We start from the raw sequence: 12102 nt of genomic DNA, 5'->3' as shown, positions 1-12102 counted from the left end.
ATCGTGATCGAGCGCTGGATCCGGTACTACAACGAAGAGCGACCACATCAGTCTCTGGGCTATGTGGCACCCCGAGCACACCTCGCATTAACTGGATGAGGTGTGCAGAAACCAGGGGGTCATTACAGCCTCAGCCAGGCGATCTCCTTGCGGCATAGTGGGCACTGACCATCATGAAACAGCGCAAGCGGTGTGGCGAGTGTCTCGAACCGATTCATGGATTCGCTCCCTGAGGTCGATAGCCGTCGCGGTGGGGACCCTGACCGTAGCTCGGTTCGCATGCCAGGTTGTCGAGAAAGGACGTGGCCTGGCGGCGCATGGCGCTGCGCTTGTCATCGCTCATGCGGCGCAGCGAGCCATAGATCAGCTTCATGCGAGGATTGCTCGCCAGGGTGTCGGCGTGACGTTCGAGAAAGTCCCAGTAGAGGCTGTTGAAGGGACAGGCGTCTTCGCCCAGGGTCTTTTTCACGTCATAGCGACAGTGGCGGCAATGGTCAGACATCCGATCGATGTACTTGCCTGACGCACAGTAGGGCTTCGAGCCCATCAGTCCACCGTCGGCGTGCAACACCATGCCAAGCGTATTGGGCAATTCGACCCATTCGCAGGCGTCGGCGTAGACCGCCAGGTACCAGTCGCACAGGGCCTCGGGGCTGACGTCGCACAGCAGAGCAAAGTTGCCGGTCACCATCAGACGCTGGATATGGTGCGCGTAGGCGTTGTCCCGGGTCATGCCGATCGCGCGGGATAGACAGCGCATGCCGGTGTCACCGCTCCAGTAGAAGTGGGGCAGACCCCTGCGGGCCTGCAAGGCGTTATAGCCCTTGTAGTCCGGCATACGGGTCCAGTAGATGCCCCTGACGTACTCTCGCCAGCCGAGGATCTGGCGGATAAAACCTTCCACCGCATTGATCGGTGCATGCCCCTCGAGATAAGCGGTTTCGGCGGCCTCGCAGACCTCTCTCGGGCTGAGCAGGCCAAGGTTCATGGGAGCGGACAGGCGCGAGTGGAAGAGAAAGGGATCGCTGTCGCTGATGGCGTCCTGGACGTCACCGAAGCTCGGCAGCAGGTGATCGATGAAGTGTCTGAGATCGACCAGCGCCTGGCGTCGGGTGACCGGCCAGTGGAAGCCATCCAGACGACCGAAGTGTTCATCGAAGTGTTCCTCCACCAGTGTCAGCACCTCACGGGTCATGTCGTCGACGGTGTGGCGGGGAGGCTTGGGCAGCGTGTAGTGCTGGGGCAGGGGCCGTCGGTTGTCCTTGTCGAAGTTCCACTGGCCGCCCATGGGTTCATCGCCCTCCATCAGCAGGCCGGTGCGGCGACGCATCAGTCGATAGAAGCCCTCCATGCGAGGCTGCCGGCGATGGGACAACCAGTCGCCGAATTCACCAGGCGTGCAGTAGAAGCGGTCGTCCTCGACCCATTGCCAGGGTATCCCGCCCTGGCGGCGCTCCATGGCATCCAGCAGCCGCCATTCGCCGGGCCTTGTGGTGACAATCCGCGAACAGTCGTAGGCTTGCGCGAGGCGTTCCGCCTCCGCCAGCAGGCCATGGGCGTTGTCCGGATCATCGAGGGCGCTGTAGTGGACGCGATAGCCCTTGTCGCGAAGAGTGGCGGCGAAGTGGCGCATGGCCGACAGCATCATGGCGATCTTCTGAGGATGATGCGGCACGTAGCGGCCTTCCTCGGCGACCTCGCACAGCGCGACGACGTCGTCGTCGCCAGTGGTCTGCAAGAGTCCGAGGTCCAGGCTCAACTGGGCGCCGGTGATCAGGATCAAGGATCTGGACATGGGTTCACCAAAAATTGTACAAATCCTCTTCATAGTAACACTTCATTCGAGCCTGATACCCACCGGTGATAGGCTTTGTGCATTCGCTACCAAGAGGAAGTCACCTTCATGGATCAGTCCGTTCCCCCCTCAGTGGTGGAGGCCCATCGCCCGGAGCAGGCGCCGGTCGACCACCCCGCCGTCGCACGTGAAAAGATCGGCGTGCTGGTCGCCAACCTGGGTACGCCGGACGATACCGACTACTGGTCCATGCGCCGCTATCTCAGCGAATTTCTGTCGGACCAGCGGGTGGTCGACTATCCGCGCTGGCTCTGGCAGCCGCTGCTGCAGTTGATCATCCTGAGTCGCCGGCCATTTGCCTCCGGGGCGGCCTATCGCAGCATCTGGAACACCGACAAGGACGAGAGTCCATTGCTGACCATCACCAGAAGCCAGAGCGAGAAGCTGTCGACGCGGCTGCGCGCTGAGCTGGGGGACTCGATCGAGGTCAGCTTCGGCATGCGCTACGGCAATCCTTCCACCGACAAGGCGCTCAAGGAGCTGGAGGAGAAGGGATGTCGGCGTATCCTGTTCTTCCCGCTGTATCCCCAGTACGGCTCGCCCACCACCGCCACCGCCTGCGATCAGTTCTTCCGTCAGCTGATGAAGCGCAAGTGGCAGCCATCGGTGCGAACGGTGCCGGCCTACTTCGACGAGCCGGGCTACATCGAGGCCCTGGCTGCCTCGGTCAGCGAACGCCTGGAGAACGAGACGCACCAGCCTTCGGTGGTGGTGGCGTCCTATCACGGCGTACCCAAGCGCTTTCTGGAGGAAGGCGACCCCTACTACTGTCAGTGCAGGAAGACCACGCGACTGCTGCGCGAACGGCTGGGGCAGGCCGAGGACGAAGTGGTTACCGCCTTCCAGTCCAAGTTCGGGCCTGAAGAATGGGTGGGCCCCGCCACCGTCGACAAGGTGGCGGAGCTGGCGCGTCAGGGTCACAAGAGTATCGCCGTACTGTCCCCCGCCTTCAGCGCCGACTGCGTGGAGACCCTGGAAGAGATCGAGGAAGAGATCCGCGACGCCTTCATGGAGGCCGGCGGCGAGCACTTCATCTACATTCCGTGTCTCAACGATCGCGACGACCATATCGCAGTGCTGGCCGATATCGTCAAGCGCGAACTGGGCGGCTGGATCTGATCGCTCGGCCTTTCGCGCCACGATAGCCAGACACAAAACGGGCAGCCCATGGGCTGCCCGTTTCGTATCCAGCTTGCATGAAGCTAGGCTTTTAGTCTCGGTCGGGGTGGGGCACCGGCTTATCCCCAACCTCTTCCTCACGAAATTCGAGCGGCTTGCCGCGGGTCTTGTCCAGATACTTGAGGCGCTGGTGCAGGCCTGTCTTGGCCAGCATGTGGGCGCTTACCGGGGCGGTGATGAACAGGAACAGGGTGATCAGCATCTCCTGCAGGTGGGTGCCTTCCTGGGTGGCGCTGAAGTACACCATGGAGCCGGACAGGATGCAGCCCATGCCCAGGGTGGTGGCCTTGGTCGGGCCGTGCAGGCGCATGTAGAAGTCCCGCAGGTGGGCCATGCCCAGCGAGCCGATGAAGGCAAACAGCCCGCCGGCGATCAGCAGCACCGAGATCAGCCCCTCGAGAATGACGTAGAACATGGAATTCTCCCGAAGTTACTCGATGATATCGCCGCGCAGCAGATACTTGCAGACGGCAATGGTGCTGATGAAGCCGAGCAGCGCGATCAGCAGCGCGGCTTCGAAGTAGGTCTTGGAGTTGAGCCACACTCCCATCAGGATGATCAGGGCGATGGAGTTCACGTACATGGTATCCAGCGCCAGGATCCTGTCGGGCATGTCCGGGCCCACGGTCAGGCGAAACAGGTTCAGCAGCAGCGCCAGGCAGACCAGCGCCAAACTGATGGTCAAGGCGGTGTCTAGCATTCGAAGATCTCCTTCAGCGGCTGCTCGTAGCGTTCGCGGATGGTGCGGATCAGGGTCTGTTCGTCACGCACATCCAGAGCGTGGATCAGCAGCGTCTTGCCGTCCATGCGCAGGTTGGCCGACACCGTCCCTGGGGTCAGGGTGATGGTGCTGGCCAGTAGGGTGATGGTGAATCGCTCCTCGAGCATCAGCGGATACTCGACGAAGTGGGGCCGAGTGCGGCGCCAGGGATTGATGATGATCCAGGCCACCTGCATGTTGGCCACCACGATGTCACCGATCACCCGGAAGAAGAAGCGCAGCAGTTTCCAGGGCTTCTTTACACCGGGCTGCATGTCCCAGAAGGGGTAGGTCAGCCAGGGGATGAGCACGGCCAGAAAGCCGCCAAGCAGCAGGTGACCGACCGAGACCGTGTTGACCAGCAACAGCCACACGACCAGCAGCAGCAGGCTGAGCAGCGGTGTCGGCAGTAGTGAGCGAGTGCGTCGGTTCATTGGGCGTCTCCCTGATCGATCAGAACGGCCTGAATCATCGGTTGCGGGTCGCTCAACTGTTCTGCGGTGGCCTCGGTGTAGCCGGCCAGGGGGCCGGCCAGGATCACCAGCAACGGCGACGATGCCAGCAGCCAGCCGGTGCCCGCCCACTGCCAGGGGGACAGCGACTCGCCGTCATCGCTGGCCTGGCTGCGCCAGAACAGGGTGGACCCTGCCCGCGACAGCGCCACGATGGCGCACAGGCCGGTGGCCAGCAGCAGAGGCCAGAACCAGAGACGTTGGGCGCTGTCGCCGGCGTTCATCAGCATGACCTTGCCCAGCGCCCCGGACAGCGGGGGCAGGCCCGCCACCGCCATGGACCCGATCAGGAACATCAGGCCCAGCGCCGTGGCGTTGCGCGGTATCCGGCCGCGCACCAGGCGGGTACCGGCCTTGCCACGCTGGACGCCGATCATGTCCGCCAGCAGGAACAGCCCGCCGGTGACCAGGGTGGTGTGCACCAGATAGAACAGGAGGCCCGATACCGCCTCGGGGGAGCGCATGCCGACGCCGGCGAGCAGGGTGCCCACCGACACCAGTACCAGATAGGCCACCAGCAGACGCAGGTCGCGGGCGGCCAGCACGCCGACACCGGCAATCGCCAGGGTGCCGAGCGAAAGCCACCACACCCAGCTCTGCTCAAGCGCCTCCAGGGGGCCTGCCTGGTCGCCGAAGACCAGCCAGTAGACCCGCAGGATGGCGTAGACGCCGATCTTGGTCATCACCGCAAACAGGGCGGCCACCGGCGGCGGCGCGCTGGCGTAGGCCCGCGGGAGCCAGAAATACAGTGGCAGTACCGCCGCCTTGAGGCCAAATACCACCAGCAGCAGCAGAGCGCCGGCGACGACCATGCCCTGACGCTCTCCCGGCAGCTGACTCACCGCCTGGGCCATGTCCGCCATGTTGAGGGTGCCGGTGGCCCCGTACAGCAGACCCACGGCGAACAGGAACAGCGCCGATCCGGCCAGGTTGAGGATGGCGTAGTGGACCGCCGACTGGATGCGCGCCTTGCCACCACCGTGGACCAGCAGGGCGTAGGAGGCCAGCAGCAGCACCTCGAAGAACACGAACAGGTTGAACAGGTCGCCGGTCAGGAAGGCGCCGTTGATTCCCATCAGCTGCAGCTGGAACAGGCCGTGGAAGTTGCTGCCCTTCTCGTCGTCGCCGCCGCAGGCGAACAGCACCGCACCAACCGCCAGCATCGAGGTCACGAACAGCATCAGCGCCGATAGCCGGTCCAGCACCATGATGATGCCGAAGGGCGGCTGCCAGTTGCCCAGGGCGTAGTACTGAATCTCGCCGCTGGCCGCCTGGCGCAGCAGCATCACGCTGATCACCAGCAGCGCCAGGGTGGTGGCAAGGCCAAGACCACGCTTGAGCGTGGCATTGCCGAATCGGGTCAGCAGCAGCGCCACCGCTGCTGCCAGCGGCAGCACGATGGGCATCACGATCAGGTGGGACATCAGCGTCGCTCCTCCTTGTCCTCGGCCTTGCGCCCGTCCACGTGGTCATTGCCCATGTCGCCCCGTGCACGCATCGCCAGGATCACCGCGAAGGCGGTCATGGCGAAGCCAATGACGATGGCGGTCAGCACCAGCGCCTGGGGCAGCGGATCGCTGTAGTCGCTCTTGCCGTCGATGATGGCGGAACCACCGGTGGTCAGTCCGCCCATGGAGAACAGAAAGAGGTTGGTGGCGTAGGAGAGAAGCGTCAGACCTACCACCACTGGGAAGGTTCGGCCGCGCAGCATCAGATACAGGCCACTGGCGGCGAGCACGCCGGTCGTTATGGCATAGAGCATTTCCATGTCACACGGTCTCCTTGCCGTCGGGGGTGGGGTCGTCGGTGCGGTGCAGGCCGCGTTCCGTCGCGTCATGGTCTTCCTTGGCCGGACGGTGGGGGGTGGTCACCTTGCCCAGGTTGGCCAGGATCATCAGGGTCGCACCGACCACCGCCAGATAGACACCGAGATCGAACAGCATCGCGGTGGCCAGTTCGATATCGCCGATCAGCGGGATATGGAAATGGCCGAAGGACGAGGTCAGGAAGGGTGCGCCGAACAGCCAGCTGCCGAAGCCAGTCAGGGCGGCGACACCGACGCCGAGGATCGCCACCGGCTGGTAGGGGAAGTCGAGACGCTTCTGGGTCCAGGCAACGCCCCGGGCCATGTACACCAGAATCAGCCCCACCGCGGTGATCAGGCCGGCGATAAAGCCGCCACCGGGCTGGTTGTGGCCACGCAGGAAGATGAACACCGACACCAGCAGTGCCAGCGGCAGTACCGTCTGGGAGATGGTGGTCAGAATCATCGGGTAGCGGTCCGGTGCCCAGATGCGTCCCTCGCTGTCGCTGTGAGGCATGAACAGGCGCAGACGGTTGAGCAGCTTGAAGATGGCGAGACCGGCGATCGCCAGCACCGTGATCTCGCCCAGGGTGTCGAAGCCACGGAAGTCGACCAGGATGACATTGACCACATTGTGGCCGCCGCCGCCGGGCACGCTGTTGTCGAGGAAGAAGTCCGAGATGCTTTCGGTGTCGCGGGTCAGCACGGTGTAGTTGAGTCCGGCGATCACTCCGCCCAGACCGGTACACAGCACCAGGTCGCGCAGCGCCCGCGCCGGGGTGGACTCCCGCGGGGTCTTCTGGGGCAGGAAGAACAGCGCCAGCATCAGCAGGATCATGGTGACCACCTCGACCGATAGCTGGGTCAACGCCAGGTCCGGTGCCGAGAAGCGGGCAAAGGTCAGCGATACCAGCAGGCCCACCACCGACAGCATCAGCAGCGAGATCAGACGATGGCGATGGGTAATGGCGGTGCCGATGCCGGTGAACACCAGCAGCAGGGCGCCGACCAGCAGCACGCCGTCCACCGGTTGGTTGCCCTTGGCCCCGGTCAGGGTATCCATCTGGGCCAGACCGATGGCGCCGACCACGAGGGAGGCGGTCAGCAGCAGGGTCATGAAGCGCTGCAGCGAGGCGTTGTCGACGCATTCGGTGATGCGCTCGGCGCGATCGCCGATGCACTGGATGACACCCTCGAAGATACGGCTGGCATCACGCGGCGGGAAGTCCCGCACGAACTGGCGAATCTTGCGATGCAGGATATAGGTGATGACGCCGGCGACCAGGGCCACGGCGCTCATCGCCAGCGGCAGGTTGAAGCCGTGCCACAGGGCCAGGTGGAACTCCAGCGGCTCGAGCAGCACCGCCTCGACCGCAGGCGCCATCAGCCAGGTGGCCATCAGCGCCGGGAACAGGCCGACCAGGATACACAGCACCGCCAACAGCTCCGCCGGAGCCCGCATCAGATGGGGCGGCTCGTGCGGCGTCTTGGGCGGCGCGTGGCGCGGAGGGGAGAAGAACACCGCGTGGACCAGCCGCGCGGAGTAGGCCACCGACAGCACGCCGCCAATGGTGGCCAGTACCGGCAGCACCAGGCTGAGGCCGCCGAAGGCGTGGGTCTCGAGGGCCTCGGTGAAGAACATTTCCTTGGAGATGAAGCCATTGAACAGCGGCACGCCCGCCATGGCGGCGCCGGTGATGCTCATCACCACGCAGGTGACCGGCATCGCCTTGGCCAGTTTGCCCAGCCGGGCCAGGTCGCGGGTGCCGGCCTCATGGTCGATGATCCCCGAACACATGAACAGTGCGGCCTTGAAGGTGGCGTGGTTGAGGATATGAAACAGCGCCGCCAGGACCGCCATGGGACTGCCGATGCCCAGCAGTACGGTGATCAGGCCCAGATGGCTGACGGTGGAGAACGCCAGGATTCCCTTGAGATCCGCCTTGATCAGAGCAAACCAGGCGGCATACACCATGGTGACGATACCGATCACGGTCACGATGGCCGACCACAGCTCGCTGCCGGCGATGGCGGGATGCAGGCGCGCCATCAGGAAGATCCCCGCCTTGACCATGGTGGCGGAGTGCAGGTACGCAGACACCGGAGTCGGTGCCGCCATGGCATGGGGAAGCCAGAAGTGGAACGGGAACTGGGCGGACTTGGCGAAGGCGCCGAGCAGCACCAGGACCAGCATCAGCGGGTAGCGCGGGTCGGCCAGGATCGTCTCGCCGCTTTCCAGCACCACCTGCATGTCGAGACTGCCGACGATATCGCCCAGCAGCAGAAAGCCCGCCAGCAGGGCGAGGCCACCGGCGCCGGTGACCGTCATCGCCATGCGCGCGCCCTTGCGCGCCTCCGAGCGGTGTGACCAGAAACCGATCAGCAGGAAGGATGACAGGCTGGTCAACTCCCAGAAGAACCACAGCACCAGCAGGTTGTCAGCCATGGCGATGCCCACCATGGAGGCCATGAACAGGATCAGGTAGGCGTAAAAGCGGGCGTAGTTCTCGCTGGCGTCCAGATAATAATGGGCGTACAGGATGATCAGCAGGCCGATGCCCAGGATCAGCACATTGAACAGCAGTGACAGGCCATCGAGGCGAAAGGCCAGGTCCAGCCCCAGTTGGGGCACCCAGCTCAGGGAGACCCGAGGGATATCCCCGGCACCCAGGGCGGGTAGCTGGGCCAGGGTCATGGCCAGGGCTATGGCGGGAAGGACCGCCGTGGCAAGGGTGCAAAGAGGGCGGCCTCTAGATCCGGTCAATGCGGGGACCAGCACACCGAGAAGGGGGAGCAAGGGAATCCATAGCAAAGTCATCTGTCGGTCATCCTGCCTGTCCTTGAACGTGGTGAGCGCCGCGATGGTCTGAAAACACGAGCCCTCACAATGCCTTGGCCTACCGCCAGGGGTGTTGATCAGCTCACCCTGAAGCGCCGACCCACTTTACCCGAAAGATGGACGGATCGCTGCCCCGTGCGGATTCAACGTGATAGTCGTCGGCGCTCTAAAAGTTGTACATGTGGTGTACAAGACCTATATATTATCGCTATGCAGTAGGGCAATGCCTCCGTCGGTAGCGCACGATCTGTGCCCTCGGGGCGCGTGCCGAGAATCTTCAGGCCTGTCGGGAGCGTGACATGGAAACAGAGCTGGTGTGGTTGCGTGGGGAACTGCGGCTGGCCGACAACCCCTTGCTGGACATCGCGCCCTCGGTCAGCGAGCGCCTGGTGGTGTTCGTGATCGACGAGGCACTGCTTGATGGCACATCGGCAGACGGCGTGGCCGGTATCGGCGCTCGGCGGCTGCGCTTTCTGTGGCAGTGTCTCAAGGAGTTGCGTGGGACGCTGTTGAAGAAGGGTAGCGACCTGCTGGTGGCGGTGGACGAGCCGGTGTCGCTGGTCGCCCGGCTGGCCGAGCAGTATCAGGTGACACGGGTGGTGGCCAGCGAGGCCGCAGGCGGGGACGACCAGCTTGAGCGACTGGCACGCTGCCTGCCAAGGCAGTGTCGACTGGAGCGTCGTGGTACGGGCACGCTGTGGACGTCGCAGACGTTGCCGATGACGTTGGATGAGGTACCGGCAAGCTGGTCGGCTTTCCGGCGTCGTCTCGGCGAGGCGTCTCCTCGAAGCCACAGCCGTCCGGCCCCGGCGACGCAGCCGGCGTGGCCGGAGCGAGCGCCACGCGGCCTGCCCTCGTTGCAGCGATTGTCACGCGAAGCGGACGCCTTGAACGACGTGCCCGACAGCGCCGGGCTTGCCTTTGTCGGCGGTGAAGCGCCCGCCTGGCAGCGTCTCGACGACGTCGTGTGGGAGTCCGATTTGCTGGCGACCTATCAGCAGACGCGCAATGGTTTGATCGGCGCTGGCTTTTCGTCCCGTCTATCGCCCTGGCTGGCGCTTGGCTGTGTGTCGGCGACCCAGGTCCTCGAAGCACTGAGAGAATGGGAAGACCGGCGGGGTGCCAACGCATCATCTCGCCACTTCTATCACGAGTTGTTATGGCGCGAGTACTTCCACTGGGTGGCACGCCAGGAAGGCAAAGCGCTGTTCGGCGATCCCCCATCATCGCCGGGGCAGGCATTCGAGTGCTGGCGCCTGGGCGCTACCGGGCAGCCGCTGATCGATGCAGCCATGCGTGAGTTGTCGGTCAGCGGCTGGCTCTCCAATCGAGCGCGTCAGCTCGTCGCCAGCTACCTGGTGCACGATCTCGGGGAGGACTGGCGCCACGGCGCCGCCTGGTTCGAACGCTGTCTGATCGACCATGACGTTGCCAGCAACTGGGGCAACTGGAAGTACATCGCAGGAGTGGGCCGCAACGCCAAACCCAGGATCTTCGATATCGACGAACAGAGCCGGCGCTACGACCCCGATGAACGCTATGTCCGCCACTGGAACGAGGTGAGCTTGCAGCCGTCTTCCTACGAGGCACTGGGGCATTGAGGCACTGGGGCATTGAGGCACCGGTGTAGGGAAGAACGAGCGATGCCCTGTTCACTACGTTGTTCGACCTACCGTATGAGGTCTCTTGCCCCTGCGGGTGGCTCTCACCTTGGTGGTAGTGGTGCCACATCTTGCGATGCTCTGGCGGCCTGACTGGCTGGTATGACAGCGGGTCCTGGGTCATCATGCCCGCATATTGATCGCCAAGGATTGCTTCATCATGCTGACCCGATTGTTCCCCGCCCTTCTCGTGGTGACCCTGGCCGGTTGCCAGAGTACCTCCGCCGCCCCCTCCGGCGATGCCGCGGCCGGTACCAATGCCAGTGCTGGTGCAAGCGTCACCGCCAGCGCCAGTGGCGAAGCGTCTGGGCAGGCCGCCCATGCCGCCGCTGCAGTCGAGCCCCAGAGCTTCGATCAGTGGCTGGCCGGCTTTCGTGATCAGGCGCGTGCAGAAGGCATCAGCGAAGCGACCCTGGCGCGCGCGCTGGATGGCCTGCGCTACCGTCCCCGGGTGATCGAACTCGACGGCTCCCAGCCGGAGTTCGTGCGCCCGATCTGGCAATACCTGGATACCGCGGTCTCCAACGCCAGGGTGACCCAGGGGCGTGACAAGCTCGCCGCCAATCGCTCCGCGGCCGACCGCGCCGAGGCCGACTACGGTGTGCCCGCCGAGGTCCTTACCGCCATCTGGGGTATCGAGAGCAACTACGGCCAGAACTTCGGTGACTTCTCGACCCTGGAGGCACTGGCGACCCTGGCCTATGACGGTCGGCGCCGAGACTTTGCACGCGGTGAACTGATGGCAGCGCTCGAGATCATCGACGCCGGCGATATCACACCGCAGCGCATGAAGGGCTCCTGGGCGGGGGCGATGGGCCACACCCAGTTCATTCCTTCCAGTTTCGTGGCCTACGCCAAGGACGGAGACGGCGACGGTCGCCGTGATATCTGGGCGAGTATCCCCGACGTCATGGCGTCGACTGCCAACTATCTGGATCGTGCCGGTTGGCGTCAGGGCGAGCCCTGGGGTGTCGAGGTGCAACTGCCGTCCGGGTTCGACTACGCCCAGACCGAGCTCGATACCCGCAAGAGCGCTTCGGCTTGGGCCGGCCTGGGTGTGAGCCCGCTGGGCGGTGGCGATCTGCCGGCCTTCGATGAGGCGTCGGTGATCACTCCGGCCGGCGCGCGTGGTCCTGCTTTCCTGGTGGGACCGAACTTCCGCGCCATCCTGCGCTACAACAACGCCACCAGCTACGCCCTGGCGGTGGCCTCGCTGAGCGACCGTATCGCCGGGCGCGCCGGCATCGAGGGTGGCTGGCCGCGTGACGAGCAACCGCTCTCTCGTACTCAGGTGAAGACGCTGCAGTCGCGGCTTCAGGCGCTTGGCTACGAGGTGGGAACCCCGGACGGCATCATGGGTCCCAATACCCGGGCAGGGTTGCGCGCCTGGCAGCGCGACCAGGGGCTGGTGCCCGACGGTTTCGCCACGCTCAACCTGCTCGAACGCCTAAGCCACTGAGCGATCAATCAGCCCTGAAAACATCAAGGCGGC

General features: G+C 64.4%; 12 protein-coding genes. 4 read left to right on the top strand and 8 right to left on the bottom strand.

Features of this window, described 5'->3' with window-relative positions; translation table 11 throughout:
• The first annotated feature begins 3 nt into the window (after positions 1 to 3).
• Entirely contained in the window at positions 4 to 99 is a 96-nt protein-coding gene (locus NH448_RS23660) for an integrase core domain-containing protein (RefSeq protein ID WP_366077885.1), read from the top strand.
• A gap of 23 nt (positions 100 to 122) precedes the next feature.
• Here the strand turns inward: NH448_RS23660 and NH448_RS08835 are convergent, their stop codons facing one another.
• Entirely contained in the window at positions 123 to 218 is a 96-nt protein-coding gene (locus NH448_RS08835; protein ID WP_253028670.1) for a DUF393 domain-containing protein, read from the bottom strand.
• Positions 215 to 1795: a cryptochrome/photolyase family protein gene (locus tag NH448_RS08830; protein ID WP_045992133.1), complete on the bottom strand. Its 1581-nt coding sequence runs from the start codon at positions 1793 to 1795 to the stop codon at positions 215 to 217. The genes NH448_RS08835 and NH448_RS08830 overlap by 4 nt, the downstream gene beginning before the upstream one ends.
• Before the next feature lie 108 nt (positions 1796 to 1903).
• Here NH448_RS08830 and hemH point away from each other — a divergent pair, with 108 nt between their 5' ends.
• On the top strand, positions 1904 to 2974 hold the full coding sequence (gene hemH, locus NH448_RS08825; RefSeq protein ID WP_045992132.1) for a ferrochelatase: 1071 nt from the start codon (positions 1904 to 1906) through the stop codon (positions 2972 to 2974).
• A 91-nt stretch (positions 2975 to 3065) separates the two neighbouring features.
• Here the strand turns inward: hemH and NH448_RS08820 are convergent, their stop codons facing one another.
• Genes NH448_RS08820 through NH448_RS08795 form a run of 6 tightly spaced genes read right to left on the bottom strand, consistent with a single transcriptional unit; the run spans position 3066 to position 8928 of the window.
• Positions 3066 to 3449, bottom strand: a complete 384-nt coding sequence (locus tag NH448_RS08820; RefSeq protein WP_045992131.1) for a Na+/H+ antiporter subunit G — start codon at positions 3447 to 3449, stop codon at positions 3066 to 3068.
• Between the two features lie 15 nt (positions 3450 to 3464).
• Positions 3465 to 3734, bottom strand: coding sequence for a K+/H+ antiporter subunit F (locus NH448_RS08815; RefSeq protein WP_045992130.1), 270 nt, complete (start codon positions 3732 to 3734; stop codon positions 3465 to 3467).
• A complete protein-coding gene (locus tag NH448_RS08810) occupies positions 3728 to 4228 on the bottom strand; it encodes a Na+/H+ antiporter subunit E (RefSeq protein ID WP_045992129.1) in 501 nt (166 codons plus the stop codon). Before NH448_RS08810 ends, NH448_RS08815 begins: the two co-directional genes overlap by 7 nt.
• Positions 4225 to 5733: a monovalent cation/H+ antiporter subunit D gene (locus NH448_RS08805; protein WP_045992128.1), complete on the bottom strand. Its 1509-nt coding sequence runs from the start codon at positions 5731 to 5733 to the stop codon at positions 4225 to 4227. The genes NH448_RS08810 and NH448_RS08805 overlap by 4 nt, the downstream gene beginning before the upstream one ends.
• Entirely contained in the window at positions 5730 to 6074 is a 345-nt protein-coding gene (locus NH448_RS08800) for a Na+/H+ antiporter subunit C (protein WP_045992127.1), read from the bottom strand. Before NH448_RS08800 ends, NH448_RS08805 begins: the two co-directional genes overlap by 4 nt.
• Before the next feature lies 1 nt (position 6075).
• Entirely contained in the window at positions 6076 to 8928 is a 2853-nt protein-coding gene (locus NH448_RS08795; protein WP_045992126.1) for a monovalent cation/H+ antiporter subunit A, read from the bottom strand.
• Between the two features lie 320 nt (positions 8929 to 9248).
• On the opposite strand from NH448_RS08795, the gene NH448_RS08790 reads away from it, so the two are divergent.
• The gene (locus NH448_RS08790) at positions 9249 to 10550 is read left to right on the top strand and encodes a DASH family cryptochrome (protein WP_045992125.1); all 1302 of its coding nucleotides are present in this window, start codon (positions 9249 to 9251) and stop codon (positions 10548 to 10550) included.
• 220 nt (positions 10551 to 10770) lie between these two features.
• Entirely contained in the window at positions 10771 to 12069 is a 1299-nt protein-coding gene (locus NH448_RS08785; protein WP_045992124.1) for a lytic murein transglycosylase, read from the top strand.
• Positions 12070 to 12102 lie beyond the last annotated feature (33 nt).

The sequence above is a fragment of the Halomonas sp. OfavH-34-E genome, from assembly GCF_024124525.1.
In the GTDB taxonomy this organism is placed as follows: domain Bacteria; phylum Pseudomonadota; class Gammaproteobacteria; order Pseudomonadales; family Halomonadaceae; genus Halomonas; species Halomonas litopenaei.
The sequence above is the reverse complement of the archived record's forward strand: the minus strand, read 5'-3'. Positions and strand labels throughout refer to the sequence as shown.

What these genes read in the sequence shown, in the direction of transcription:
- NH448_RS08835 (WP_253028670.1), bottom strand. Translation starts at nt 218, where the DNA reads ATGAATCGGTTCGAGACACTCGCCACACCGCTTGCGCTGTTTCATGAT.
- NH448_RS08830 (WP_045992133.1), bottom strand. Translation starts at nt 1,795, where the DNA reads ATGTCCAGATCCTTGATCCTGATCACCGGCGCCCAGTTGAGCCTGGAC.
- hemH (WP_045992132.1), top strand. Translation starts at nt 1,904, where the DNA reads ATGGATCAGTCCGTTCCCCCCTCAGTGGTGGAGGCCCATCGCCCGGAG.
- NH448_RS08820 (WP_045992131.1), bottom strand. Translation starts at nt 3,449, where the DNA reads ATGTTCTACGTCATTCTCGAGGGGCTGATCTCGGTGCTGCTGATCGCC.
- NH448_RS08815 (WP_045992130.1), bottom strand. Translation starts at nt 3,734, where the DNA reads ATGCTAGACACCGCCTTGACCATCAGTTTGGCGCTGGTCTGCCTGGCG.
- NH448_RS08810 (WP_045992129.1), bottom strand. Translation starts at nt 4,228, where the DNA reads ATGAACCGACGCACTCGCTCACTACTGCCGACACCGCTGCTCAGCCTG.
- NH448_RS08800 (WP_045992127.1), bottom strand. Translation starts at nt 6,074, where the DNA reads ATGGAAATGCTCTATGCCATAACGACCGGCGTGCTCGCCGCCAGTGGC.
- NH448_RS08795 (WP_045992126.1), bottom strand. Translation starts at nt 8,928, where the DNA reads ATGACTTTGCTATGGATTCCCTTGCTCCCCCTTCTCGGTGTGCTGGTC.
- NH448_RS08790 (WP_045992125.1), top strand. Translation starts at nt 9,249, where the DNA reads ATGGAAACAGAGCTGGTGTGGTTGCGTGGGGAACTGCGGCTGGCCGAC.
- NH448_RS08785 (WP_045992124.1), top strand. Translation starts at nt 10,771, where the DNA reads ATGCTGACCCGATTGTTCCCCGCCCTTCTCGTGGTGACCCTGGCCGGT.